Here is a 25,771-nt window from a genome sequence, read left to right as displayed (position 1 = left end):
ACCCCACTGACCGCCAGGCCAAACACCTGGCGGTTTGCTGCGGCAAACACCCGCAGCAGATACCCCATAACCACTCAAAAGGTAGAGAGCACATCATGGCAGAACAGCTTCATGATCTGGACCCCCAGGAAACACAGGAATGGCTGGAGGCGCTGGACGGCGTCCTGAGCGCAGAAGGCGCCGAACGCGCGCATTTTCTGGTTGAAAAGCTGGTGGATCGTGCCCGGCAGGACGGGGTAAACATTCCCTATACCGCCACCACCGCCTACATCAACACCGTGCCGGCTCACCTGCAGGCCAAGCACCCGGGCAAGCCGGATCTGGAAGAACGCATCCTGTCGTACACCCGCTGGAATGCCGCAGCCATGGTCGCCAAGGCCAACCGTGACCCGGCCGAACCCGGTGGTCACATTTCGTCGTTCGCGTCTGCTGCCACGCTGTATGACGTGGGCTGGAACCACTTCTGGCATGCAGCCAACGAAAACCACGGTGGCGACCTCGTGTACTTCCAGGGCCACAGCGCTCCGGGCATGTACGCGCGCGCCTTCCTTGAAGGCCGCATTTCCGAAGATCAGCTGAACAAGTTCCGTCGCGAAGTCGACGGTGACGGCCTGTCCTCCTACCCGCACCCGTGGCTGATGCCGGATTTCTGGCAATTCCCCACCGTATCGATGGGCCTGGGCCCCTTGATGGCCATCTACCAGGCCCGTTTCATGAAGTATCTCGATGATCGCGGCTTCAAGCAGAAGGGTGATCGCCATGTCTGGTGTTTCTGCGGCGACGGCGAAATGGACGAACCGGAATCGCTGGGCGCGATTTCGCTGGCCGGCCGTGAAAAACTCGACAACCTGATTTTCGTCATCAACTGCAATCTGCAGCGTCTGGACGGCCCGGTACGCGGCAACGGCAAGATCATCCAGGAACTGGAAGGCGACTTCCGCGGTTCGGGCTGGAACGTCATCAAGGTGATCTGGGGCTCGGGCTGGGATGCCCTGCTGGCGCAGGACAAGAAAGGCCTGCTGCAAAAGCGCATGATGGAAGTCGTCGACGGCGAATACCAGACCTACAAGTCGAAAAATGGCGCCTATGTGCGCGAGCACTTCTTCGGCAAATACCCGGAATTGCTCGATCTCGTTGCCGGCATGACCGACAACGACATCTGGAAGCTGACTCGCGGCGGCAACGACCTGTTCAAGGTCTATGCCGGCTACAAGGCTGCCGTCGAACACAAGGGCCAGCCGACACTGCTGCTGGTCAAGACCGTCAAGGGCTTCGGCGTCGGCGCTGCGGGTGAATCGCAGAATACCGCGCACAACACCAAGAAGTTGGGCGACGACGACCTGCTGCATCTGCGTGACCGCTTCAACGTACCGCTGACTGACGAAGAAGCCAAGGCGTGCAAGTTCTACCGCCCAAGCGAAGACAGCCAGGAATACAAGTACATGATGGAACGCCGCGCGGCGCTGGGCGGCTTCATTCCGTCGCGCAAGCCGGTCAACGAACCGCTGGAAGTGCCGGGCCTGGACGCCTTCAAGGCCATGCTGGAAAGCTCCGGCGAGCGCGAAATGTCCACCACCATGGCCTTCGTGCGCATCCTGAACACCCTGGTGAAGGACAAGCAGATCGGCAAGCGCGTCGTTCCGATCGTGCCGGATGAATCCCGCACCTTCGGTATGGAAGGCATGTTCCGCCAGCTGGGGATCTGGTCGCACGTCGGCCAGCTGTACGAACCGCAAGATGCCGACCAGCTGATGTTCTACAAGGAATCCAAGACCGGCCAGATCCTGCAGGAAGGCATCAACGAAGCGGGCGCAATGAGCGACTGGATCGCCGCGGCCACGTCGTATGCCAACCACGGCCACACGATGATTCCGTTCTACATCTACTACTCGATGTTCGGCTTCCAGCGCATCGGCGATCTGGCCTGGGCAGCGGGTGATCTGCGCGCGCGCGGTTTCCTGATCGGCGGCACCGCCGGTCGCACCACGCTGAACGGCGAAGGTCTGCAGCACCAGGACGGCCACGGCCACCTGTTTGCCGAATTCATCCCGTCGTGCGTTTCCTATGATCCGACCTTCGCCTACGAGCTGGCCGTGATCGTTCAGGACGGCATGCGCCGTATGTACCAGAACCAGGAGAACATCTACTACTACCTGTCGGTGATGAACGAAAACTACACCCACCCGGCCATGCCGGAAGGTGCAGAGGCCGGCATCCTGAAGGGGATGTACCTGTTCAGGGAAGGCGACAAGAAGGCCAAGCTGAAGGTGCAGCTGATGGGCTCCGGCACCATCTTCCGCGAAGTGATCGCCGCGGCCGATCTGCTGAAGGCCGATTTCGGCGTCGACGCCGACATCTGGTCGTGCACCAGCTTCAACGAACTGCGCCGCGATGGCCAGGCTGCCGTTCGTGCCAACCTGCTTAACCCGACCGGCGAGCAGCAAGTGCCCTACGTCACCCAGCTGCTGAAGGACCGCAGCGGTCCCTTCATTGCTTCGACCGACTACAAGCGCACCTTCGCCGACCAGATCCGCGAATACGTGCCGGGCAAGTATGTGGTACTGGGCTGCGACGGTTTCGGCCGTTCCGATTCGCGCGGGGCGCTGCGCCGCTTCTTCGAAGTTGATCGCTACTACGTCACGGTTGCCGCACTGAAGGCGCTGGCTGACGAGGGCAAGATCGGCGCGGACAAGGTTGCCGAAGCGATCAGCAAGTACGGCATCAATGCCGCCAAGCCGGCCCCGTGGACGGTATAAGCCCGGACGCCTTTAACTAAAAAGCCTCTGGAAACATACCCAAGGGGGAGGCCATCCCCTCCCCCCACAAGGATCTGACATGAGCAACATCATTGAACTGAAAGTACCGGATATCGGCGGGCACGAAAACGTGGACGTCATCGAGGTGATGGTCAACGTCGGCGACACCATCGAAGTCGAACAATCGCTGATCACGCTGGAAACCGACAAGGCCACCATGGAAGTCCCGGCCAGCCACGCCGGCGTGGTGAAGGAAGTCCGCATCAAGGTGGGTGACAAGGTGTCTGAGGGCAGCGTCGTCGTGGTCATCGAGGCCTCCGCCAGCGCCGCGGCACCTGCGCCGGCTGCTGCTGCACCGGCAGCCGCTCCGGCCCCTGCCGCCGCCCCTGTTGCACAGCCTGTCGCCGCACCGGCAGTCGCTCCGGCCGCTGCAGGCAGCATCGAAGTGAAAGTGCCGGATATCGGCAACTTCGACGCGGTGGAAGTCATCGAGGTCAACGTCAAGGTTGGCGACACCATCGCCATTGACGACAGTCTGATCACGCTGGAATCCGACAAGGCCAGCATGGAAGTGCCGTCCACCGCCGCCGGCGTCGTGGAAAGCATCGCCGTCAAGGTTGGCGACAAGGTCTCCGAGGGCTCGCTGATTCTGGTCGTCAAGGGCAGCGCCGCCGCCAGTGCGGCTGCGCAATCCGCCGCAGCTCCTGCCGCCGCCCCGGCTCCGGCAGCCGCACCTGCTGCAGCCGCAGCGCCCGTCGCAGCAGCAGTCAGCGCACCAGCCAAAATTGACGAAGCCGCCTTCCTGAAAGCCCACGCCTCGCCGTCGGTGCGCCGCTTCGCACGTGAACTCGGCGTTGATCTGGCCCGCATCAGCGGCAAGGGTCCGAAGGGCCGCATCATGCACGAAGACGTGCAAGCCTACGTGAAGGGCGTGATGACCGGCACGGCCGCCGCTCCGGTCGTCGCGGCTGCGGCAGCCGTTGGCGTATCGGCCGGCGGTCTCGATCTGCTGCCGTGGCCGAAGGTCGATTTCGCCAAGTTCGGCGAAATCGAAGTCAAGCCGCTGAGCCGCATCAAGAAGATCTCCGGCGCGAACCTGCACCGCAACTGGGTGATGATCCCGCATGTCACGTTCAACGACGAATGCGACATCACCGAGCTGGAAGACTTCCGCAAGACCATCGGCCGCGAATGGGAAAAGTCCGGCCTGAAGCTGTCGCCGCTGGCCTTCATCATCAAGGCCGCCGCCGAAGCACTGAAATCCTTCCCGGAATTCAACGCCTCGCTGGATGGCGACAACCTGGTGCTGAAGAAGTACTACCACATCGGCTTTGCCGCTGATACGCCAAACGGCCTGGTGGTTCCGGTGATCAAGGATGTCGACCAGAAGGGTCTGAAGCAGATCTCCAAGGAGCTGACCGAGCTGTCCGGCCTGGCGCGCGAAGGCAAGCTGAAGCCGACCGACATGCAGGGCGCCACCTTCACCATCTCCTCGCTGGGTGGCATCGGTGGTACCAGCTTCACCCCGATCGTGAATGCGCCGGAAGTGGCCATCCTCGGCGTATGCAAGAGCCAGATCAAGCCGGTCTGGAACGGCAAGGATTTCGAGCCGCGCCTGATGTGCCCGCTGTCGCTGTCGTTTGATCACCGCGTGATCGACGGCGCTGCCGCCGGCCGCTTCACGGTGTATCTGGGCAAGCTGCTGTCCGACGTTCGCCGTCTGGTTCTGTGAGGATGACACTGCAGGGTATCGGCCCATAGCCCTTACCCTGCAATGGTTCTCACGACATACCCTTCACAGGATGCAAACATGAGCAATCTGATTGAACTGAAAGTGCCGGACATCGGCGGCCACGACAATGTGGACATCATCGAAGTTTTCGTGAAAGTCGGTGACTCCGTCGCCGTGGAAGACAGCCTGATCACGCTGGAAACCGACAAGGCCAGCATGGAAGTACCGGCCACTCACGCTGGCGTCATCAAGGAAATGCTGGTCAAGGTGGGCGACAAAATCTCTGAGGGCGGCGTCATCGCCCGCGTAGAAGTTGCTGCCAGCGCCGCTGCGGCACAGCCCGCCGCGGCAGCGCCCGCGCCAGCAGCGGCAGCCGCTCCGGCTGCGGCTCCGGTCGCTGCACCGGTAGCAGGCAGCTACGCCGGCCCGGTTGATATCGAATGCGATATGATGGTGCTGGGCGCCGGTCCCGGCGGTTATTCCGCCGCCTTCCGTGCAGCCGATCTGGGCATGAAGACCGTCCTGGTCGAGCGCTATGGCTCGCTGGGTGGCGTCTGCCTGAACGTCGGCTGCATTCCGTCCAAGGCACTGCTGCACAATGCGGCGGTGATTGACGAAGTGGCTCACCTGGAAAAGAACGGCATCAAGTTCGGCAAGCCGGAAATCGACATCGACGCACTGCGCGGCTACAAGGAAAAGGTCATCAACAAGCTCACCGGCGGCCTGGCCGGCATGGCCAAGATGCGCAAGGTCGAGCACGTGCGCGGCCTGGGCCGTTTCCTCGACGCCTATCACATTGAAGTGTCGCTGACCGGTGGCAAGGGGCAGGAAGTAACCGGCGAGAAGAAAGTCATCCGCTTCAAGCAGGCGATCATCGCCGCGGGTTCCGAGGCGGTGAAGCTGCCGTTCATCCCGAACGACCCGCGCGTGATCGATTCGACCGGTGCGCTGGAACTCAAGAGCGTACCGAAGCGCATGCTGATCATCGGCGGCGGCATCATCGGTCTGGAAATGGGTTCGGTGTACTCCACACTGGGCGCACGCCTCGATGTGGTCGAGCTGTCCAACGGCCTGATGCAGGGCGCCGACCGCGATTTGGTCAAGGTCTGGCAGGACTGGAACAAGCACCGCTTCGACAACATCATGCTGGAATCGAAAACCACGTCGATCGAGCCGAAGGAAGACGGCATCTGGGTGACCTTCGAAGGCCCGAAAGTGCCGGAAGGTCCGCAGCGCTACGATCTGGTGCTCTACTCCACCGGCCGCGCGCCGAACGGCAAGAAGATTGGTGCCGAAAATGCCGGCGTGATTGTCGACGAACGCGGCTTCATTCCGGTCGACAAGCAGATGCGCACCAATGTGCCGCACATTTTCGCCATTGGCGATCTGGTCGGTCAGCCGATGCTCGCGCACAAGGCGGTGCATGAAGCACACGTGGCCGCCGAGAACGCCGCCGACCACAAGGCCTTCTTCGACGCGCGCGTGATTCCAGGCGTGGCCTATACCGATCCGGAAGTGGCATGGGTCGGTTTGACCGAAGATCAGGCCAAGAAGGAAGGCATCAAGATCACCAAGGGCGTGTTCCCGTGGGCTGCTTCCGGCCGTGCGATCGCCAACGGCCGCGACGAAGGCTTCACCAAGCTGATCTTCGACGCCGACAACGGCCAGATTCTCGGCGGGGCGCTGGTTGGTCCGCATGCCGGTGACATGATCGGTGAAATCTGCCTGGCAATTGAAATGGGCGCCGATGCGGTGGATATTGGCAAGACCATCCACCCGCACCCGACCATGGGCGAATCGATCGGCATGGCCGCCGAAGTGGCCAAGGGCGTGTGTACCGATCTGCCGCCACAGCGCAAGCGCTAAGCAGCAGGGCAAAACAAAAGCCGCACCTTCGGGTGCGGCTTTTTTAATGCAATCCTTGCGCATATTGTGGCGCCAATCAGGCAAGCATCATGCGATACACGCAACTTACAAGGCTCAGTCCAACGGCAAGACCGCCACTTCATCCTTGTTGTCGGCCAGGATGTTCAAGGTGACGCGGCGGTTTTTGGCACGGCCGTCCGGGTTGTCATTGCTATCCATCGGCCGGAATTCGCCATAGCCAATCGCCACCATGCGCTGCGGGGCGACGCCTGCCTCGGCAAACACCCGCACCACGCTGGCGGCACGCGCGGCGGACAGTTCCCAGTTGGATGGAAACTGCGCCGAATTGATCGGCGCATTATCGGTGTGGCCTTCGATCTGGATCAGGTTGTCGGTGGCCTTCACCATCTCTGCCACCGCACGCAAACCCTGCAGTGATTGTGGCTGCAGATCGGCGCGCCCGGTATCGAACAGCACCGAATCGCTGATTTCCACCGCAATGCCGCGCTTGGACTGCGTGACCTTCACCTTGCCCTGATCGATCAGCGTATCGAGCGAACTTTTCAGCTGGTTCGCCATTTCCTGCATTTTCTTGGCCTGCTCGGCCGTCGTTTTGTTGGGCACAGGCGGCGCGGGTAGCGCAATCGGCTTGGCCGGCGCACCCATCACGGTCTGGTTTCCCACCTGCACGATTTTCGACGAGGTTGGCGGCTGCTTGAACGCCTGTACCAGCGAATCGGACAACACGCGATACTTGCCTTCATTGACCGAGGATATCGCGTACATCACCACAAAGAAGGCGAACAGCAGCGTAATGAAATCGGCGTACGACACCAGCCAGCGTTCATGGTTGTCATGATCGTCGTGTCTGAGCTTATGCCGTGCCATGCGTCCTCCCTGCCCTGCCCGCCGCCCGTTCAGCGCAACTGGAACTGCAGCTGCGATGACAGGTGCGTAGCGGCGCTCACGCCGATCTGGCGGGCGATACGATCAGCAAAGCTCGCCTGCGGGGTAAAGTCCACCAGTTTTTCAACTTTCACCACGTCGCGCGCGACGCTGTCGACCGATCCCAGCCCGTCAACAAGGCCCAGCTCCTTGCCGGCAGCACCACTCCAGACCATGCCCGAAAAGAGATCCGGATTATCCGTTACCAAGCGCTTGCCACGCCCTTCCTTGACGGCGGTGATGAACTGCTGGTGAATTTCATCCAGCATCACCTGCGCCTTGGCCTTCTGGTTTTCATCCAGTGGCGAGAAGGGATCGAGGAAACCCTTGTTGCTGCCCGCAGTCAGCAGGCGGCGCTGCACGCCGAGCTTTTCCATTGTGCCGGTAAAGCCGAAGCCGTCCATCAGCACACCGATCGAGCCGACGATCGAGGCCTTGTCGGCATAGATCTTGTCACCCGCCGCCGCGATGTAATAGCAGCCCGACGCACACACGTCCTCGATCACTACATAGAGGGGGATTTTCGGATACAGCTTGCGCAGGCGCAGCATCTCGTCATACACGATGCCGGACTGCACCGGGCTGCCGCCGGGGCTATTGGCCTGGATCAGCACGGCTTTCGTATTCTTGTCTTCAAAGGCGGCCTTCAGCCCGTCGATGAGCATGACACTGTCCGCCCCTTCGCTGCCGGGGGCGATCACGCCTTCCAGCCGTACCACGGCCGTATGCGGCTCGGTGGAAATCGCTTCGCTGCGGCTGGCACTGATGGCACCAAAGACCAGCAGTACGCTGACGGTCAGATAACCGAAAGTCAGCAATTTGAAGAAAATACCCCAGCGCCGCGCGCGGCGCTGCTCTTTCAGCGAGGCAGTCAGCAGATCCTGCAGGGCATCGCGTTCCCAGGAATCACTCATCGGTACAATCCTTCCTGCAGCCAGAGCTGCTCATCATGTTCGGATACCGGCAGCGGCTCGAGGCGGCGCCCCGGGCAGGGCCCGCCCACGCACAAACCGGTCTGCGGCAAATAGTATGCGCCGTGGGTGGAACACACAAGGTATTCGCGGCTGAGGTCGAGCACATCGCCGGGGTTGAAATCCAGCTCGATCGGAATGTGCGCACATTCATTGATGTAGGCATAGACCCGGCCGCCAAAGCGCAGCGCGAAGGCCTTGCGCTCGTTACCTTTCGAATCGGTCACGGTAAAGCGCAGCGCCAGTCCGCGCTCGACTAGCTGCGTGGCATCACCCAGGCAGCGCTCAGCCATGAGCGATGATCCAGTCGGCCAGCGCCGGAAAATCATCGAAAATGCCCAGCGGATCCAGTGCCTCCAGCGCGGCAACATCGTGTGCACCATAGGTCAGCGCTGCACTGGCCGTACCGGCATTGAGCGCCAGTTGCAGGTCGTGTGTGGTGTCCCCGATCATCAGTGCACGCTCCGGCGCGACATCGGCAAAATCGAGCAGGTATTCCAGCATCGCGGGGTGTGGTTTGGAAAACGATTCGTCAGCCGTGCGTGTTGCCAGGAAAAACGGGCCGAGGCCGGTAGCCTCCAGCACGCGGGCAAGCCCTGCGCGCGATTTGCCCGTCGCCACGCAAAGCGTGAAGCCGGCATCGGCAAAACGCTGCAGGCCTTCGCGCACGCCGTCGAACAGCACCAGCTGCTGGTCGCGCGCCAGATAGTAATGACGATAGGCATCGACCACGCGACGGATCTGTCCATCGTCCGCTGCGGGAGCCAGATGCTGCATGGCTTCGGTCAACCCATAGCCGATCACATAGCGCGCATCGCGCTCGGAAGGCACCGGCAGGCCGACATCATGGAAAGCCTGCCTGATCGCGTAGGTGATGGTCGCGGTGGAATCCATCAGTGTGCCGTCCCAGTCGAAGACCAGCAGATCAAAACGTTTACTCATCGGTGCTTTTCCAATCTTGGAATGCCCGGCCCGCATGAATACCCATCACCCCATGCAACCCAGAGCATTGATCATAAATGGCTACAGGGTAATACCTATACACTCACCTTTCCGGAAGGCTGCGCATCGCCCAGTGAATCAATATAACCCTGCAACTCGTCCGGCAGAGGGGCTTCAATTGCCAGCGGCTCGTCGGTGAGCGGGTGCTTGAACGACAACTTCCACGCATGCAGAAACATGCGCTTGAGCCCCTGCCGCTGCAGCGCCTTGTTCAGCGCAAAGTCGCCATATTTCTCATCCCCCAGAATGGCGTGCCCGCTGGCCGACAGATGCACGCGGATCTGGTGCGTGCGACCGGTTTTCAGCTCGCATTCCAGCAGCGAACAATCGTCCCATTTGCGCAGGCGGTTCACGACCGTATGCGCATCGGTGCCATCCGCTGTGACCCGCACGCGGCGTTCGCCATCGGGGGTAGTGTATTTGAAGAGTTTCAGTCGCACATGGCTGCGCGGCTCGGGCCAAACATCCTGCACCAGCGCCAGATAGCGCTTGTCGAGCCGGTGGTGGTCGCGGAACATTTCATGCAGTTTGACCAGCGCGCTGCGCTTTTTGGCGATCAGCAGGATGCCAGAGGTTTCACGGTCGAGCCGGTGCACAAGCTCAAGGTATTTGGCCTGCGGGCGCTGCGCACGCAGCAGTTCGATCACGCCGAAGGACACTCCCGAGCCGCCATGCACGGCGATGCCGGCCGGCTTGTTGATGATGAGCAGCGCGTCATCTTCGAACAGCACTTCGAGTTCCACGCGCTGGCTGGCCGCCTGCGCCGGCGCAGTGCTCGGGACCGCCGCCACCCGCACCGGCGGCACGCGCACCACATCACCCGCTTCAAGACGGCGCGTGACATCCGCCCTGCCCTTGTTCACGCGCACTTCGCCCGCGCGCACGATGCGGTAGACGTGACTCTTGGGTACGCCTTTCAAGCGCTTCAACAAGAAGTTATCGAGCCGCTGACCAGCCTCTTCTTCGCCAATCGTCACCCATTCAACGGATGCTTTGCTTGTTTGTGACATCTTGACATATACTCGCTGTTGCACTGCAGCCAAGATGCTGCAGTCTAAGGTTTTCGGCCCGTTGTACAGGGCCCTAGCGGACCAGATGCTGCATACCGGACAAGAGGTACACCGCAGCGGTTCGCCACCGCAGGCAATCCGCCTGCAGGTATTCCCGCTCTTTGTCTGCATGCCGCCCTTTCGGTGATGAACAGCCTGCCGTGACTCCGGTCACCGCCTGCGCAATTGCGCGGGCTTGTTAGCGCGGGACTCACCAGGCAGGCGGGATGCGACAATGGCGCCGGGAAGCGGTTATAACGCTCACCGCACAAAAGCAGCGATGGTAATTGATTTACATCGTTAGCGCACTTACCAGGATTTCCGCGCCAGCCTTGAACGAGCACCGAATGCCGCAAGGATGGCTTGAATACAGCAAACCCGATACCCTGACAGGTCGTTGTGCCGTCAGCCAGAAGCCCGAGGCCGGCAGGCCGCAGCAGCAGCCCCGCACATCACTGTGCACACGGCACCGCAAGCTCTGCCTCATGCCAGCCCCGCGCTTACTGACCGTAAACGACGCCCTGCAACCCCGAGACACTGGAGACTTATTCCGCCAAGCCGGACCGATATCGCCTGAATTGACCCATCGCTGCCCACACGCGCTGTGACAGCCATGCCCAGAACCGATCTCCGGAACTAGCGGAACCCCAGTGGTTTGCCGCGGACATCCTGCAGTGCGTTTGCAGGAGCCCTTACATGAAACGCATGTTGTTCAATGCAACGCAGGCCGAAGAGCTGCGCGTTGCCATCGTGGACGGCCAGAAGCTCATTGACCTCGACATCGAAACCGTCGGCAAGGAGCAGCGCAAATCCAACATCTACAAAGGCATCATCACCCGGATCGAACCGTCGCTGGAAGCCTGCTTCGTCGATTACGGCTGTGACCGCCACGGCTTTCTCCCCTTCAAGGAGATTTCCCGTGCCTATCTGGGCGATGGCGACGGCAATGGCCGTGGCCGTGTACTGGATTCGCTGAAGGAAGGCCAGGAGCTCATCGTCCAGGTCGAAAAGGACGAGCGCGGCAACAAGGGCGCCGCGCTGACCACCTACATCAGCCTTGCCGGCCGCTATCTGGTGCTGATGCCGAACAACCCGCGTGGCGGTGGCGTTTCACGCCGTATCGAAGGCGAAGAGCGCAATGAACTGCGCGCCGCCATGGACCAGCTCGACACCCCGTCCGGCATGAGCCTGATCGCCCGCACTGCCGCCATCGGTCGTGCCGTCGAAGAGCTGCAATGGGATTTCCAGTACCTGCTGCAACTGTGGCGCGCCATCGAAGGTGCCGCCACTTCGCAGACCGGTGCCTTTCTGATCTATCAGGAATCCAGCCTCGTCATCCGCGCCATCCGCGATTACTTCCAGCCCGAAATCGGCGAAATCCTGATCGACAAGATCGACATCTTCGAGCAGGCCCGCCAGTTCATGAGTCACGTGATGCCGGGCAACGTCAACCGCGTGAAGCTCTACCAGGATGACGTACCGCTGTTCTCGCGCTTCCAGATCGAACACCAGATCGAAACCGCCTTTGCGCGTGATGTAACCCTGCCGTCAGGCGGCGCCATCGTGATCGACAAGACCGAAGCGCTCTACTCGATCGACGTCAACTCCGCACGCGCCACCAAGGGCAGCGACATCGAGGAAACGGCGCTGCGCACCAACCTGGAAGCCGCCGACGAAATCGCCCGCCAGATGCGCCTGCGCGACATCGGCGGCCTGATCGTCATCGACTTCATCGACATGGAAAACCCAAAGAGCCAGCGCGACGTCGAAAACCGCCTGCGCGAAGCGCTGCACCATGACCGCGCCCGCGTGCAGACCGGCAAGATCAGCCGCTTCGGCCTGATGGAACTCTCGCGCCAGCGCCTGCAGCCGTCACTGGAAGAAACCACACACATCGCCTGCCCGCGTTGTCATGGCACCGGCTTCATCCGTGGCATCGAATCGTCCGCTCTGCACATCCTGCGCATCATCCAGGAAGATGCAATGAAGGAAAACACCGGCGCCGTACATGCGCAGGTTCCGGTCGACGTCGCCACCTTCCTGCTGAACGAAAAGCGCAACGAGCTGTTCGCCTTGGAAGCACGCCTGAAGGTCAGCGTCGTGCTGATTCCGAACATGCACATGGAAACACCGCATTACAGCGTGACCCGTCTGCGCCATGACGAAGTCAGCCAGTTCGAAGAGGTTCGCCCGTCTTACCGCATGGTCGAAACTCCGCCGGATGAAGGCTATCAGCCGCAGAAGGCCAAGGATGACCAGGCCAAGCGCCAGGAAGCTGCCGTCAAGGGCATCACCCCGGCCCAACCGGCACCGGTTTCCGAGCCTCGCCCGGCCAAAAAACCGGCTGCCGCAGAAACCGCAACTGCCAGTGTTTCGCTGTGGAGCCGCATTGTCAGCTGGTTCAAGGGCGCGCCGGAAGTCGAAGAAACCAAACCCGCAGCCCGCAGCAATGGCAACGGCCGTAACCGCAACGATCAGCGTCGCCGTGGCGAACGCAGTGAACGTGGCGAGCGCACCGAACGCAACAGCGAGCGTGGCAACCGTAACAATGGCGAGGACAATCGCCGCAGCGGCAAGCCGCGCATCGAAGAAGACCAAAAGCCGGCCCGTGAAAACCGTGGCGAACGCAGCGAGCGCAACCGCGACCGCGGCGAGGCACGCGAGCAAGCCGGCACCGTCGTGACCGCAGCAGAAGCGCCGGCCAAGCAGGAAGGCCGCCGCGAACGCCAGCCGCGTGGCGAACGCCAGCCGCGCGGTGAACGTGCCGCACAGCAGCAAGCACGTCAGGAAGAACTGCTGCCGCTGAACACGGCACCGATTGCAAGCGAAGAAACGACGAACGACAATGCGCGTGAACTGCCGGAAACCACTGCCGGCACGGAAACCGGCGAAGGCCGCAGCCGCCGCCGCCGCGGTCGCCGTGGCGGTGAACGTCGTGGCGAGCGCAACAGCGCGACAAGCGAAGGAACGGAACTGAGTGCTGCTGACGAAGGCAACACTGGTGCCAGTGCCACCGCATCTGACTTGCCTGCTGCCGAAATCATCGAGGCACCGGTAGCCGTGGCAGCTGCACCAGCGGCCGCAGCTGAAACCGTGCAGGCCGCACCCGAAGCCCCTGTTGCCGAAGTTCCTGTTGCTATTGTCGCGGCAAGTACAGCTGCAGAAGCCGCAGAGGTTGTCACAGCCGAGCCGGCAATCATTGCTCCGGCAGCAGACATTCCCGCAAGTACGGATAACGTAGTCAGCGAAGCTGCAGCAGTCGCTCCGGCCAGCGTAGAAGATGCAAGCGAGGAACCTGCTCCGGTGGCAGCCGAGGCCGCAAGCACCGCGCCGGCCCAGGCCAGCCTGTCCCTGCAATTCACGCCTGAAGCTCCTGCCGAAGTCGCGACTCCGAACTCCGCGCCGGCAGCGGTCGAGCTCGCCGCACAGGCTGGACTGGTACTGGTCAGCACCAGCACTACGACGACAGCCGTTCCGGCTCCGGAAACTGTCGAGCCAGTGGTCAGCGCCGCAACACGCCGCCGCCGCAGCGATGCGCGCCAGCAGGGCAGTGGACACGTTCAGCAGGAAGAGGCTCCGCTGCAGCTGGTACAAACTCAAGCCAGCGCCGTCGCCACTGCGGTTGAAGACATTGTCGTCAATACCCCGAAGCGCCGCCGCCGCAGCGACGTCAAAGCCGACACCGGCAGTGTTGTAGTGCAACAGCCGCTGGCCCAGGTCGAAACCGATGGCCAGCAAGCGGCGCAGCAACAGTAAGTAGCACCTGCGCAAAGAACTCCGCTTCGGCGGAGTTCTTTTTGTGTGTCAGAGTTGGTGACATCGCGCACCTGCTCTAAGATGGAACAGCAATTCAAGATTAATGGAGTGCGTCATGAAACTGGAAGATGTGTTCGAGCAGACACACCGCCTGCCAACCATCCCGAAAATTGTCCAGGAGCTGATCGACAGCTTTAATGACGAAGGCATTGAAATCGGCCGCATCGCTCAGAAGATAGCGCTCGACCAGGTCATTACAGCCAAAGTGCTGCGCTTGGCCAATTCCGTGCATTTTGGCGCCACCCGCCGTATCGGCACAGTTAACGAAGCCATGGTTGTGCTTGGCTTCAACACCGTTCGCACGCTCGTCATCGCCTCCGGCATCACCGGCGCCTTCATCACCACGCCAGGTTTTGATCGCAAGCAGTTCTGGCACAAGAGCCTGACCGTCGCCTCGGATGCCCGCTGGCTAGCCAGCAAGGCCAAACTGCCACCGGAAATGGCCTTTACCTGCGGCATTCTGCACAGCATCGGTGAAATGCTGGTGCATGTGGTCGCCCCCGATGTCGCAGCAAAAATTGAACAGCACCTGTCTGAAGGCGGCACAGGTGCATCCCTGACGGAAAATGGCATCGATTTTGATTTTGTCACTGCCGGGGTAGAGCTCGTCAGACGATGGAACTTCCCCAACACCATTGTCGAAGCCCTGCGCCACCAGAATGACCCGGCTGGCCAGACCCCGCCGGATTGCCTTAGCGCCATTCTCAATCTGGCCATCCGCCTGCAGCGTGAAGGGAAAACGGCCGATGAACTGCAGGCAGTCCTGGCCGACACAAGCGATGCACTGCTGCAGCAGGCACGGCTGGATCGCGGGCAACTGGTCGAACATCTGCCCGAGCTGCTCGAACTGCGCGGAGCCCTCGACGAACTGGTCGGCTGAGGCATACACTGCAAGCTTACGGGTAAATCCCAATTATCAAACCAGCCTTGCCGGCGCTAGCATCCCTGCGCAGGGGATATTTTCGCCAGACAACAGGAGATGCATGAATGAAAGCAGCATGGATTGCAGCAGCACTTATGAGTGGCATGATGTTCTCGGCCAGCAGCCAGGCCGCCAAGGTCTACCAGGTTGGCACTGACGCGGCTTACGCCCCGTTCGAATCGGTCAACGAGAAAAAAGAAGTAGTCGGTTTCGACATCGAAGTCATGAGCGCCATCGCTGCAAAAGCCGGCCTGCAAGTAAAATTCATCAATACGCCGTGGGAAGGCATTTTTGCCACACTCGGCAACGGTGAACGCGACATTGTCATCTCGGCGGTGACGATCACCCCCGAACGCAAACAGACCATGGATTTCTCCGACCCCTACTTCGAAGCCAAGCAGCTCATCGCGATCGGCCCGAACAGCAAGGTTGCCAAGTTTGCCGACCTGAAGACGCTGAAAATCGGTGTACAGACCGGCACCACCGGCGATGAAGTCGTGCAGAAGCTGCAAGGCAAAACCAGTGCCAACATCAAGCGTTTCGAGTCGACCCCGCTCGCGCTGAAAGAACTGCTGAACGGCGGTGTTGATGCCGTCGTTGCCGATAACGGCGTCGTGGTCAACTTCATTGCCAACAACAAGGGCAGCAAGCTGAAAACGATCGACGACAGCTCCTTTGCCAAGGAGTATTACGGCATTGCCGTCAAGAAAGGCAACAAGGAACTGCTTGCCAAGCTGAACAAGGGTCTGGCCGACATCAAGGCAGACGGCAGCTACGCCAAGATCCACAAGAAATATTTCGGCCAGTAAGCACAGGCCAGCCAATCAAGCGCAAACGGCCAGCCGTTTGCGCTTCTTTTTGAACTTCCCGGTCCGCCCCCCATGGATTTCAATTCTTTCTGGCTCGAAGCCCAGAACGCCCTCCCCATCCTGCAAAATTTCCAGCTGCAAATCGTCTGGGAATATCGTGACCTGTTTATCGATGGCACGAAAATGACCATCGGCATCACGCTGATCGCGGTCGTTATCGGCACGCTAATCGGACTGTTCGGCGGCATGGCGCGGCTGGCCGAAATCAAGCATGGCCCGTGGAAGTACCCGATCATGCTGCTGATACGCTGGCCGGCTACCGCTTATGTCACCTTCTTTCGCGGCACACCGCTGTTCGTGCAGATCCTGCTGACCCATTTTGCCGTAATGCCGCTGCTGGTACACCCCGAAGGCGGTCTGCTGATCAGCGGCGATTACGCGGGTGAACTGCGCTCCGAATATGGTGCCTTCATGTCAGGCCTCGTGGCGCTCACGCTCAATGCCGGCGCCTACATCACCGAAATTTTTCGCGCCGGCATCCAGTCGATCCACAAGGGGCAATTCGAAGCATCCCGCTCACTGGGCATGAGTTACGGGCAAACCATGCGCTTCGTGATCATCCCGCAAGCCTTCCGCCGCATGCTGCCGCCACTGGGCAACGAAGCCATCATGCTGGTAAAGGACAGCTCACTGGTTTCTGCCATTGGCCTGGCCGAAATCGCCTATGCCGCGCGCACGGTGGCCGGCGCGTATTCGCGCTACTGGGAACCCTACCTGACCATTTCGCTGATCTATCTGGTGCTGACCCTGGTACTGGCAGCCGGGGTCAATCATCTGGAAAAACGCTTCAAGGCCAGCGGCGGCATTCACTGATACATCACAATCCATATGCCTGCAGCCTTTTATAATAAATGGCTGCAGGCATATACCCATCGCAAAAACACCACTACAGCACGAACGCCCAGTAGCCATCGAACCACAGCAGGACAAAATCCCGCCCCGCGCCATCCTCCGGCACCAGCCGCACCCGCAACACCGCCGGTACATGCCGCGCCCTGTCCTTGGCGCGCGCCGTAATATCCATCACATAAGCCTTGCTGCCAGGCAAATCGAAGGTGACCAGTTCGGGTGCCGGTCGGTAGCCGACGAGAAAATCGAGCGGAAACTGCGCATGAAAGGTTTCCTGCAGGGCGATATGGCAATAGCTCATCAGCTTCTGATCATAATGTGCCTTGTAATCACAGAGCTGCTGATACAGTGCCTTGCCGCGCAGCGGGTTTTCGCCCTCGGGAGTAGAGACATAGCGCCAGATGCTCTCGATTTGTCGCTCTGAAGCCAGCACACTGCGTTTGCGCAGTGCCGCCTTGAAGCTCACCTCATCGGACTCCTGGCCCGCCTGTAGCGCTTCGGCAGCAACAACGCCGCCTTGCAGCATCACAAGACCACACAGTGCCGCCAGACATCCAGCCCTTATCCTCATGTTTCCTTATCCTGTCCGGCTAATCCGCGCTCTTTTGCTTGCCAGCCCGTCTGGCGTCACCAACAATAGCAGATCATCATCGATTTGCCCGCCCAGCATGCGCCGTCTTCTGCTTTCCCTTGTGCTGCTTACCGCCTTGCAGGCGGCGGCCGCCCCCTTTGACCAGCTGCTGCCGGGCACAGCCAAAGCCAAGGCCGCCAGCGCCCCTGCGGACGCCCCGCTCAGCGCAGAGCCCGAAGCCGCTCGCATCGCACAGAAGCTCTTGCAGGCTCAAACCCAGCTGCAGCAGTTGCCGGACAGCAACAAGGAACTGGACGAGCGGCGCATCTGGCTGCAACTGCAGGTCTATGCCTACCAGCAGCACCTGGCAGCGCTGGCGGGGCTGGCCAGTCAGGCAGATTCAGCCTACAAGGCAGCACTCCCGGCCGCCAGTCAGCCTGCCAGCATTGTGGTCATCGATACAGAGCGCAATCAGCTGCAGATCAGCAACACCGCAATCGACATGCTCAATGCCAGCCTGGTATCGCAGGACAAGCAGATCGCCCAGACCAGCGCGAATCTGGCAAAAAGCGAAGTTGAACTGCGCCAGAGCAATGAAGTGCTGGAAAAGAACAGCGCGGATAGCCCGGCCAGAACTGCCGCACTGCAGGCTTACCAGCTCGCGCGCCTGAAGCACGAGGCGCTGGCTGCGACCCTGGCGGCACAGGATGCCCGCAAGCGCTTTACCCGTGCGCAGCTGCAAAACCAGCGCGAGCAGCACGACCAGATCCAGACCAGCCTGCAGGGCGCTCCAGCCAAACCCGCCTTTTCCAGCGCCGATCTCGCCGGAATACTGGAAACCATCGGGCGCCGGCAGGACGAATTGCGCCGCATGCAGGGCGACATCAGCCGGGAAGCGGGCACACTGCAGAGCGCGCTCATGGCCAATCAGGGCCGACAGCAACAGGTGCGCGACAAGCTGGCAAAACTTGGCAGCGATCCGCAGAGCGCCGCCGACAAGGCCGGCCCGCTGCAAACCGAGCTGAACAACCTCACCCGCGAGGAGACCCTGCTGCAGATGCAGCAGGAAAGCAACGCCATCAAGGCCGGGCTGGTGTCGGACCTGGTACTGGCCGTTTCACTGGAGTCGGCTTTCTGGAAAAAGCGCTACGCCATCAGCAATGACAGCGATCCACAGGTGCTTGAGCAATTGCAGCAGCAGATTCCGGAATGGCTGGGCTCGCTCAAGGAAATGGACCAGAACCTGCAATCCGCCATTCTGGTGGCCCAAAACCAGAGCAGCCGGCTGCTGCAGGAAGACGATGCCTACAACCAGCGCCTGGCCCAGATCTGGCAGGAACGCGAAGACAGTTACAGCAACGCCCGTACCGAACTATCACGCAGCCGGCTGCTGCTCAGCCGCTGGGTCGCCGAATTTGGAGCCCCGCGCAGCGAAACAACCCTGGCAATGCGCACCGAGGCATGGCTGGAGCGCCTGCACACTCTGGGCTCGACATTCTGGTACTTCGAGCTGTTCAGTGTCACCGATACCGTCAGCATCGACGGGCAAAGCGTCTCGATTGACCGCAGCGTCACGGTCGGCAAGCTCATCATTGCCATCCTGCTGATTACCGCCGGCTTCGGCCTGTGCCTGCTGACCGGCAATGTGATCGAAACGCAACTGGTACGCCGCTCGCGCTGGTCACCGGAAGTCATCCGCATCGCCAAGCGCTGGCTGCTGGCACTGGCCTTTGTGATTCTGCTGATCAACAGCCTTCTGCTGGTCCGCATTCCGCTGGCTGCATTTACATTCATGGGCGGCGCCATCGCGATTGGCCTGGGCTTTGGCACCCAGACGCTGCTGAAAAACCTCATCAGCGGGCTGATGATGCTGCTGGAACGCCCCTTCAAGCCCGGCGATACGGTCGAAGTCAACGGCCTGCGCGGCACAGTCGTCGACATGAGCGTGCGGGCCGCCGTGCTGCGCGACATCAACGGCATCGACACGCTGGTTCCCAACAGCACCTTCCTGGAACAGAACGTGACGAACTGGACCTACTCCAGCAGCAATGTCCGCCAGGGTGTCAGTGTCGGCGTGGCCTATGGCAGCGACATCCGCCTCGTCGCGCGCCTGCTGGAAGAAGACGTCCTGCGTCACGGCCAGATCAGGCAGACGCCGAAACCGGAAATCCTGCTGGAAGACTTCGGCCCCGATGCCCTGATGTTCGGCGTGTATTACTGGGTCGACCTTGGCGGGACAACGCCGGGCCGGCAGATCGCCAGCGACCTGCGCTTCATGATCGAGGCCAGCCTGCGCAAACACGGCATCACCATTGCCTACCCGCAGCGCGATGTGCATATCGACCTCGCCAATGGCCCGCTGCACGTCGCCATCGACAGGACACCCCGTCCTCACGCACCGCAAAACGCAGGCACGGACAAATGAAACACCCCGCCGGCAGGTACAATGCCGGCTGGAGGTTTTTATGTCCCCGACGCTTCGTGGCCATCTGCTGGCCCTGTTCGCCGTGTCCGTCTGGGGCACGACCTTTGTTTCCACCAAATTGCTGCTACTGCATCTCGGCCCCGTCCAGATCCTCTTCGATCGCTTCCTGCTGGCCTGGCTGGTACTGTGGCTGCTGCACCCGGTCTGGCACCGGCCGGAAGGCTGGCGCCGTGAACTCCTCTATGCCGCACTGGGAGCCAGCGGCGTCACGCTCTACTTCCTGACCGAAAACTACGCACTGAATCTCACCCAGGCCAGTAATGTCGGCCTGCTGGTCGCATCGGCGCCACTACTGACCGCGCTTTTTGCCCACTTTTTCACGCCGGGCGAAGGGCTGTCGCGTGCGCTGCTGGCCGGCAGCGGCATCGCCTTTGCCGGTGTGGCGCTGGTGATGTTCAATGGCAGTGTGGTGCTGGAACTCAATCCGCTGGGCGACATTCTGGCGCTCAGTGCCGGCGGCATGTGGGCGATCTACTCCAACCTGCTCAAGCGCATTGAAAGTCCGCACGGCATGCTGCACCTGACACGCAAGATTTTCTTCTACGGCCTGGTCACCATGTTGCCGGCACTGTGGCTGACCGGCTACCGGATTGAGCCAGACATGCTCGCCAGCAACGGCGTCTGGCCGCATCTGCTGTTTCTCGGCCTGATCGCCTCGGCGCTGTGCTATGTGGTGTGGAACAAATCGGTGCAGCTGATCGGCGCGGTACGCGCCAGCAACTACATTTACCTGATTCCGGCCATCACGCTGCTGACGGCCGTCATCGTGCTCGACGAGCGCGTCACCCCCATTGCCCTGGCTGGCGCGGTACTGATTGTCGGTGGCGTCTACATAGCCGAGCACGGCCTGCCATTTCCAGCGCGCCGCCGCACCGAAAAGCAGTAGTCCGCCATGAGACCAACTACGATCATCTTTAATGGGTATATTGCCATACCCCTTTCAAATCAGTGTTTGTGAACATATACATAACACAGTATTTGACATGCGGCGCACATTCTCCGGCAGCATGGCCTGGATTTGACCTGCGTCCATCCCTGCCGGATGTGCCTGTGCAATAGTGCCGGCATGATGCCCTCCACCCCGTTCAGCCATCTCAACCTGAGCTGCCATGCCAGCAAATGCTGTGCGCCCTGCGATTGCTCGGATGCCGAAATCGCCATCCGCCATTACGCCAGCCCGAGGCAGAAGCTACCCGCCATGAGCCCGAAACAGCGCAACTGGTGTGTGGCCGAGATCCTGCGCTTCCAGCCGGAACAGTCCGCTGCGGAGCTCATGATTCAGGCGGACGATCAGCTTGCCCGCAGTGTGATCAAGGCCTGGAACAGATCGGTACGCTTCTGACATGACCGTCCGGCCCGATTCCTGACAGCCCCACGATAGCCGCTGCTATGCTGTAAAAAAATATCCTCCGGGTCGCGCCATGCCAGACACGCCCTTCCCCGCCAACGGACTTGCCGATCTGATCGACCGGGTCAGGGGAAGTGCACACCAGCGTCGTGATCAGGCCTACCTGGATTGCCTGGCCGCACTGGAGCAGGCAAGGCAAACCAGTGACGATGGCGCCTTTATCGCTCTCGCCCTGCAATATGCCCAGCTAATCGACCAACAGGGCTTTCCGGACAGCGGCATCGATGTGCTGTACGAAGGCCTGCAGCTGGCCCAGCAAAGGCAGCAATACGCCGAACAGGCCGCCCTGCTGCACGTGATTGGCCGCGCCTATTACACCCGCGCCGAATACCGCAATGCCCTGCAGGCCTGGGTGCTGGCGAGGGATTGCGCCAGTCTTGCCGATGATGTGATCAGCTGGACCCATATCGAAGCAGGCATCGCGCAGATCTACGACGGACTCGGTGATTACCGGACCGCCTGCACGTTGCATCAGGCCGCAGTGAGGCAGGCCACATCGCTGGCAGATCCGGTACTGCAGCTGAATACACAGCTCAATCTGGCATACAGCCTGTATCGCCTGGGAGAACTGGGCGCGGCAGAAAAAGCATGCATCGCCGCCCTCGCCCACGCCCGGGCCCTTGCCCACAAGGATGACGAAGGTGAAATCCTGTTCCGGCTGGCACAAATCCGCATTGCCGAAGGCGACAAGGCCTGTGCAGCTCCCCTGCTTGAACAGGCCGCCACCCTCTGCGCCGAAACATCCCACTGGTGGGGGCTGGCCAGCACGCGCCTCGAACAGGCCGGGCTACTTGAACAGGAAGGCAGCACCAGCGCTGCGCTGGGCATGGCCGATGCAGCCTGCGCCCTGGCGCAGAGGGCCGGTGCCCGCCAGATCAAACTGGATGCCCTGCGCTCCTACAGCAGGCTGGCAGAAAAGGCTGGCAATCTGCAGGACGCACTGCAGGCCGAACGGGAGGCGGCCAGCCTGGCACTGGCGCTGCGCGAGGTGGCCGGCTCGCAGCGCGAACTACGCATGCTGGAAGATCTGGCCGGCATCAATCCGACTCCCGAACGCCAGCTGCTGCAACTGGCAGCCGATCCCCTGCTCCATTCGGGCATGCTTGATGAGATGAGCAATCTCATTAGCCTGCGCGGCAAGCAGATCCTTGTTGCCTCGTCCTGCTCGCTCTGGCTGCTGAATGCCGGCGCCCTTGAGTGCGAAGCCAGGGCTCCCGCCGAGCCGGACAGCAGCCGCAGCTGGGATATGCAACACTACAGCGATTTTCACGCCGCGCTCGCCAAGGGGAAACCGGTCATTGCGCATACGGCGGCGCACCACCAACAGCTTGGCCGTCTTTATACCGAACAGCTGGCTCCACGTGGCGTACGCTCGCTACTTGCCATCCCCTTGCGACAAGGAGAAACATGCAGTGGCGCACTATGCTTCGAACACCATGAGAAACAGCACAACTGGCAGCTGGAAGAAGTCCAGTATGCCAATCAGCTGGCCATCATTACCACACGGGCCCTTGGCAACCTGGAGCAACGGCGCCTGCGGCTGGTGCTCGCTGCGCAAGCACAGGCACTGCAGGAGGCCAAGGAAAAAGCCGAGCAGGCCAATAGTGCAAAAACGCTGTTCATCTCCAACATTTCGCACGAACTGCGCACCCCGATGCATGCCATCCTCAGCTTTGCGCGGCTGGGTGCGGACAAAATCGACCGCGCCGGCAGGGAACGCCTGCTGCATTACTTCCATAACATCATCGAATCCGGCGAGCGCATGCTGGAGCAGGTCAATGATTTGCTCGACCTCACCAAGATCGAATCTGGCAAGATGAGCTACCAGATCGTGTCGCATGACCTGGTCGTACTGTGCCAGGTTGTATGCGAAGAGGTACGCGGCATTGCCGGTACCCGCGGCATCGAGATACTGCTGGAGAACCGCAGTGCAAACGGCGAACTGGAATGTGACGGCACTCGCATTGAACAGGTCATCCGCAACCTACTCTCGAATGCCATCAAGTTCTGCCTGCGCGAGGCCACGATCAGGATCGTGATCAGCGACACGCCTGGCGAGTTGCTGCTGGAGGTCGAGGATGCGGGCCCCGGCATTCAGGAAGCAGATCTGCCATACATATTTGACCAGTTTTATCAGTCGGATCACCACCACCAGTCCGGTACCGGGCTGGGGCTATCCATCAGCCGCGAGATTGCCCTCGCCCATCATGGCCGGCTGACTGCCCGCAATCTGGCGCAAGGCGGCGCCTGTTTCACACTTGCGCTTCCCCGCACACAGCCCAGAGTGGCAGATCAGTCCGCCAGCGCCGCGCGATAGCGGCGCACCGTTTCTTCCAGACCCAGATACAGCGCATCGGCAATCAGTGCGTGACCGATCGACACTTCCTTCAGCCCTGGCACTTGTTGCGCGAAATAGGCAAGGTTTTCCAGGCTCAGGTCATGGCCGGCGTTGAGCGCCAACCCCACTTCCTGCGCAGCGCGCGCGGCGGCAACAAAGGGCGCGATGGCCGCGACGCGATCTTCCGCGTAATGCGCGGCATACGGCTCGGTGTATAGCTCGATACGATCCGTGCCTGTTTGGCTGGCTGCGTATACCTGCTCTACCTCTGCATTCAGAAAGATCGAGGTGCGAATGCCGGCCGCCTTGAAGCGCGCAATCACCTGCTGCAGATAGGCCTGATGCGTCACGCAATCCCAGCCGGTATTGCTGGTCAGCGCCTCGGGCGGATCGGGCACCAGCGTCACCTGCTCCGGCCGCACCTCCAGCACCAGCGCGATGAATTCCTCGTTCGGATAACCCTCGATATTGAACTCGGTATTCACCACCGGGCGCAGTTCGCGCACATCGGCGTACCTGATGTGGCGCTCGTCCGGGCGCGGGTGCACGGTGATGCCCTGCGCGCCGAATTGCTGAATGCGGATCGCCGCCTCGACCACGTTCGGATTGTCCCCACCGCGCGCATTGCGCAGCGTGGCGATCTTGTTGATGTTTACTGAGAGCTTGCAGCCGCTCATGCCAGGATCTCCTTCAGCGCAGTCACCAGTGCAGCGCACTCTTCCGGCGTGCCGATGCTGATGCGCAGGAATTGCGCGATACGCTCGGGGCGCTTGAAATGGCGCACGATGATGCTGCGCTCGCGTAACAGAGCAGCCAGTTCGGCGGCGTCGCGCTGCGGGTGACGGGTAAACACGAAATTGGCCTGCGACGGCAAGGTCTCGAAGCCCAGTTGCGCCAGCTCAGCGGTAAACCACTCGCGCGTGGCGATCACCTTGCTACGGGTGTCGTCAAAGTAAGCCACGTCCTCAAACGCAGCCACCGCGCCAGCTTGCGCCACGCGATCCAGCGGATAGGAATTGAAGCTGTCCTTTACGCGCACCAGCGCCTCGATGAGGTGCGGCTGGCCGATGGCCAGACCGACACGCAGGCCGGCCAGCGAGCGCGACTTGGACAGCGTCTGCACCACCAGCAGGTTCGGGTACTGCGCCACCAGGCTGACAGCCGTCTCGCCACCGAAGTCGATATAGGCCTCGTCGACCACCACCACGCAATCGGTGTGGCGCTTGAGGAATTCCTCGATGGTGGCCAGCGGCAGGCCAACGCCGGTTGGTGCGTTCGGATTCGGGAAGATGATGCCACCGCAGGGCCGGTCATAATCGGCCACATCAATTTCGAAGCGTGCATTCAGCGGCACGGTCTGGTAATTGATTTCGTACAAGCCGCAATACACCGGGTAAAAGCTGTAGGTGATATCGGGGAACAGCAGCGGTGAATCGTGTTTCAACAGCGCCGGGAACAGCAAGGCCAGCACTTCATCCGAGCCATTGCCCACGAACACATGATCCACCGGCACCCCGTAATGCTGCGCAATGGTCTGCAGCAGCGGCGTGCTAGCGGCATCCGGATACAATTTGAGTGTGTCCGCAATCTGCGCCTGCATGGCGGCCAGCGCTTTCGGCGACGGGCCGTAGGGGTTTTCGTTGGTGTTCAGCTTGATCAGATTGGTCAGCTTGGGCTGTTCGCCAGGCACATACGGTGTCAGCGTGTGTACGATCTTGCTCCAGAACTGGCTCATGGGCGGCTCTCGCGGCTTGGGGTTGGAATCGCGCCTATCTTACCAAGAAAGCCTGCCACACCGGCACAACTGCACATACGCTTACATTCATCCCCTTAAGCTGTGCGCTGCCAAGCGCCAAAGCAAAAAGCCCCGACCATTGCTGATCGGGGCTTTCCATGGGGAGTCTGGCGATGTCCTACTTTCACACGGGCATTCCGCACTATCATCGGCGCTGAGGCGTTTCACCGTCCTGTTCGGGATGGGAAGGGGTGGGACCACCTCGCTAAGGTCACCAGACTATAACTGTTTGCATGTCGCACTCCTGCTTGATGTACGCCACGCTGAATTCAATAGAAGAAGTTAAACTTTCTTATCCCGTCGTATCGACTTTCTTTCTCGGGTCAATTGCCTCGTTTCACACCTAAGCCAATCACGCGTCTCAGGTTATAGGATCAAGCCTCACGGGCTATTAGTA

At 60.9% G+C, this 25,771-nt stretch carries 19 protein-coding genes and 1 rRNA gene; 11 read left to right on the top strand and 9 right to left on the bottom strand.

The genetic code is table 11. From position 1 onward, the window contains the following. The first annotated feature begins 95 nt into the window (after positions 1-95). From aceE to lpdA, 3 genes are all read left to right on the top strand, one after another. A complete protein-coding gene (gene aceE, locus H559_RS0117150) occupies positions 96-2,756 on the top strand; it encodes a pyruvate dehydrogenase (acetyl-transferring), homodimeric type (RefSeq protein WP_028453684.1) in 2,661 nt (886 codons plus the stop codon). A 79-nt stretch (positions 2,757-2,835) separates the two neighbouring features. After that, entirely contained in the window at positions 2,836-4,488 is a 1,653-nt protein-coding gene (gene aceF, locus H559_RS0117145; protein ID WP_028453683.1) for a dihydrolipoyllysine-residue acetyltransferase, read from the top strand. A gap of 78 nt (positions 4,489-4,566) precedes the next feature. Beyond that, positions 4,567-6,354: a dihydrolipoyl dehydrogenase gene (gene lpdA / locus H559_RS0117140; RefSeq protein WP_028453682.1), complete on the top strand. Its 1,788-nt coding sequence runs from the start codon at positions 4,567-4,569 to the stop codon at positions 6,352-6,354. A 114-nt stretch (positions 6,355-6,468) separates the two neighbouring features. Here lpdA and motD read toward each other — a convergent pair whose 3' ends face one another. From motD to H559_RS0117115, 5 genes are all read right to left on the bottom strand, one after another. Beyond that, positions 6,469-7,242 (bottom strand): flagellar motor protein MotD, encoded by a 774-nt coding sequence (motD, locus tag H559_RS0117135; RefSeq protein ID WP_028453681.1) that lies wholly within the window; start codon positions 7,240-7,242, stop codon positions 6,469-6,471. A gap of 29 nt (positions 7,243-7,271) precedes the next feature. Then, the gene (locus H559_RS0117130) at positions 7,272-8,213 is read right to left on the bottom strand and encodes a S49 family peptidase (RefSeq protein WP_028453680.1); all 942 of its coding nucleotides are present in this window, start codon (positions 8,211-8,213) and stop codon (positions 7,272-7,274) included. Then, complete coding sequence (locus H559_RS0117125) at positions 8,210-8,563, bottom strand: Rieske (2Fe-2S) protein (RefSeq protein WP_028453679.1); 354 nt, start codon at positions 8,561-8,563, stop codon at positions 8,210-8,212. The genes H559_RS0117130 and H559_RS0117125 overlap by 4 nt, the downstream gene beginning before the upstream one ends. Continuing rightward, entirely contained in the window at positions 8,556-9,212 is a 657-nt protein-coding gene (locus tag H559_RS0117120; protein ID WP_028453678.1) for an HAD-IA family hydrolase, read from the bottom strand. Before H559_RS0117120 ends, H559_RS0117125 begins: the two co-directional genes overlap by 8 nt. 95 nt (positions 9,213-9,307) lie before the next feature. Continuing rightward, positions 9,308-10,282 carry an RluA family pseudouridine synthase gene (locus H559_RS0117115; protein WP_028453677.1) on the bottom strand — a complete coding sequence of 325 codons (975 nt, stop codon included), beginning with the start codon at positions 10,280-10,282 and terminating at the stop codon, positions 9,308-9,310. Between the two features lie 735 nt (positions 10,283-11,017). Between H559_RS0117115 and H559_RS0117110 the strand changes: the two genes are divergently transcribed. From H559_RS0117110 to H559_RS0117095, 4 genes are all read left to right on the top strand, one after another. Continuing rightward, the gene (locus H559_RS0117110; protein WP_028453676.1) at positions 11,018-14,077 is read left to right on the top strand and encodes an Rne/Rng family ribonuclease; all 3,060 of its coding nucleotides are present in this window, start codon (positions 11,018-11,020) and stop codon (positions 14,075-14,077) included. Positions 14,078-14,192: 115 nt separating this feature from the next. After that, positions 14,193-15,017, top strand: a complete 825-nt coding sequence (locus H559_RS21025) for an HDOD domain-containing protein (RefSeq protein ID WP_051279748.1) — start codon at positions 14,193-14,195, stop codon at positions 15,015-15,017. 107 nt (positions 15,018-15,124) lie between these two features. Further along, positions 15,125-15,868 (top strand): basic amino acid ABC transporter substrate-binding protein, encoded by a 744-nt coding sequence (locus H559_RS0117100; protein ID WP_028453675.1) that lies wholly within the window; start codon positions 15,125-15,127, stop codon positions 15,866-15,868. Between the two features lie 72 nt (positions 15,869-15,940). Further along, positions 15,941-16,741, top strand: a complete 801-nt coding sequence (locus H559_RS0117095; RefSeq protein ID WP_051279746.1) for an amino acid ABC transporter permease — start codon at positions 15,941-15,943, stop codon at positions 16,739-16,741. 73 nt (positions 16,742-16,814) lie between these two features. Here H559_RS0117095 and H559_RS0117090 read toward each other — a convergent pair whose 3' ends face one another. After that, positions 16,815-17,348 carry a hypothetical protein gene (locus H559_RS0117090; RefSeq protein WP_162143348.1) on the bottom strand — a complete coding sequence of 178 codons (534 nt, stop codon included), beginning with the start codon at positions 17,346-17,348 and terminating at the stop codon, positions 16,815-16,817. A gap of 97 nt (positions 17,349-17,445) precedes the next feature. Between H559_RS0117090 and H559_RS22015 the strand changes: the two genes are divergently transcribed. From H559_RS22015 to H559_RS22010, 4 genes are all read left to right on the top strand, one after another. Next, on the top strand, positions 17,446-19,773 hold the full coding sequence (locus H559_RS22015; protein ID WP_051279745.1) for a mechanosensitive ion channel domain-containing protein: 2,328 nt from the start codon (positions 17,446-17,448) through the stop codon (positions 19,771-19,773). A gap of 40 nt (positions 19,774-19,813) precedes the next feature. Next, positions 19,814-20,719: a DMT family transporter gene (locus H559_RS0117080; RefSeq protein ID WP_028453672.1), complete on the top strand. Its 906-nt coding sequence runs from the start codon at positions 19,814-19,816 to the stop codon at positions 20,717-20,719. A 180-nt stretch (positions 20,720-20,899) separates the two neighbouring features. After that, the gene (locus tag H559_RS0117075) at positions 20,900-21,175 is read left to right on the top strand and encodes a hypothetical protein (RefSeq protein WP_155845477.1); all 276 of its coding nucleotides are present in this window, start codon (positions 20,900-20,902) and stop codon (positions 21,173-21,175) included. Between the two features lie 79 nt (positions 21,176-21,254). Beyond that, positions 21,255-23,558 carry a GAF domain-containing sensor histidine kinase gene (locus H559_RS22010; protein ID WP_051279743.1) on the top strand — a complete coding sequence of 768 codons (2,304 nt, stop codon included), beginning with the start codon at positions 21,255-21,257 and terminating at the stop codon, positions 23,556-23,558. Here the strand turns inward: H559_RS22010 and H559_RS0117065 are convergent. From H559_RS0117065 to rrf, 3 genes are all read right to left on the bottom strand, one after another. After that, positions 23,534-24,256 (bottom strand): pyridoxine 5'-phosphate synthase, encoded by a 723-nt coding sequence (locus tag H559_RS0117065; protein ID WP_028453670.1) that lies wholly within the window; start codon positions 24,254-24,256, stop codon positions 23,534-23,536. The genes H559_RS22010 and H559_RS0117065 overlap by 25 nt on opposite strands. Continuing rightward, a complete protein-coding gene (gene hisC, locus H559_RS0117060; protein ID WP_028453669.1) occupies positions 24,253-25,314 on the bottom strand; it encodes a histidinol-phosphate transaminase in 1,062 nt (353 codons plus the stop codon). The genes H559_RS0117065 and hisC overlap by 4 nt, the downstream gene beginning before the upstream one ends. A gap of 165 nt (positions 25,315-25,479) precedes the next feature. Then, positions 25,480-25,593, bottom strand: a 5S ribosomal RNA gene (gene rrf, locus H559_RS0117055). Positions 25,594-25,771 lie beyond the last annotated feature (178 nt).

Origin of the sequence: Chitinilyticum aquatile DSM 21506 (assembly GCF_000430805.1) — a bacterium.
GTDB classification, from domain to species: domain Bacteria; phylum Pseudomonadota; class Gammaproteobacteria; order Burkholderiales; family Chitinibacteraceae; genus Chitinilyticum; species Chitinilyticum aquatile.
The sequence above is the reverse complement of the archived record's forward strand: the minus strand, read 5'-3'. Positions and strand labels throughout refer to the sequence as shown.

Coding starts and splice junctions, on each gene's coding strand:
- aceE (WP_028453684.1), top strand. CDS start 96: ATGGCAGAACAGCTTCATGATCTGGACCCCCAGGAAACACAGGAATGG.
- aceF (WP_028453683.1), top strand. CDS start 2,836: ATGAGCAACATCATTGAACTGAAAGTACCGGATATCGGCGGGCACGAA.
- lpdA (WP_028453682.1), top strand. CDS start 4,567: ATGAGCAATCTGATTGAACTGAAAGTGCCGGACATCGGCGGCCACGAC.
- motD (WP_028453681.1), bottom strand. CDS start 7,242: ATGGCACGGCATAAGCTCAGACACGACGATCATGACAACCATGAACGC.
- H559_RS0117130 (WP_028453680.1), bottom strand. CDS start 8,213: ATGAGTGATTCCTGGGAACGCGATGCCCTGCAGGATCTGCTGACTGCC.
- H559_RS0117125 (WP_028453679.1), bottom strand. CDS start 8,563: ATGGCTGAGCGCTGCCTGGGTGATGCCACGCAGCTAGTCGAGCGCGGA.
- H559_RS0117120 (WP_028453678.1), bottom strand. CDS start 9,212: ATGAGTAAACGTTTTGATCTGCTGGTCTTCGACTGGGACGGCACACTG.
- H559_RS0117115 (WP_028453677.1), bottom strand. CDS start 10,282: ATGTCACAAACAAGCAAAGCATCCGTTGAATGGGTGACGATTGGCGAA.
- H559_RS0117110 (WP_028453676.1), top strand. CDS start 11,018: ATGAAACGCATGTTGTTCAATGCAACGCAGGCCGAAGAGCTGCGCGTT.
- H559_RS21025 (WP_051279748.1), top strand. CDS start 14,193: ATGAAACTGGAAGATGTGTTCGAGCAGACACACCGCCTGCCAACCATC.
- H559_RS0117100 (WP_028453675.1), top strand. CDS start 15,125: ATGAAAGCAGCATGGATTGCAGCAGCACTTATGAGTGGCATGATGTTC.
- H559_RS0117095 (WP_051279746.1), top strand. CDS start 15,941: ATGGATTTCAATTCTTTCTGGCTCGAAGCCCAGAACGCCCTCCCCATC.
- H559_RS0117090 (WP_162143348.1), bottom strand. CDS start 17,348: ATGAGGATAAGGGCTGGATGTCTGGCGGCACTGTGTGGTCTTGTGATG.
- H559_RS22015 (WP_051279745.1), top strand. CDS start 17,446: ATGCGCCGTCTTCTGCTTTCCCTTGTGCTGCTTACCGCCTTGCAGGCG.
- H559_RS0117080 (WP_028453672.1), top strand. CDS start 19,814: ATGTCCCCGACGCTTCGTGGCCATCTGCTGGCCCTGTTCGCCGTGTCC.
- H559_RS0117075 (WP_155845477.1), top strand. CDS start 20,900: ATGATGCCCTCCACCCCGTTCAGCCATCTCAACCTGAGCTGCCATGCC.
- H559_RS22010 (WP_051279743.1), top strand. CDS start 21,255: ATGCCAGACACGCCCTTCCCCGCCAACGGACTTGCCGATCTGATCGAC.
- H559_RS0117065 (WP_028453670.1), bottom strand. CDS start 24,256: ATGAGCGGCTGCAAGCTCTCAGTAAACATCAACAAGATCGCCACGCTG.
- hisC (WP_028453669.1), bottom strand. CDS start 25,314: ATGAGCCAGTTCTGGAGCAAGATCGTACACACGCTGACACCGTATGTG.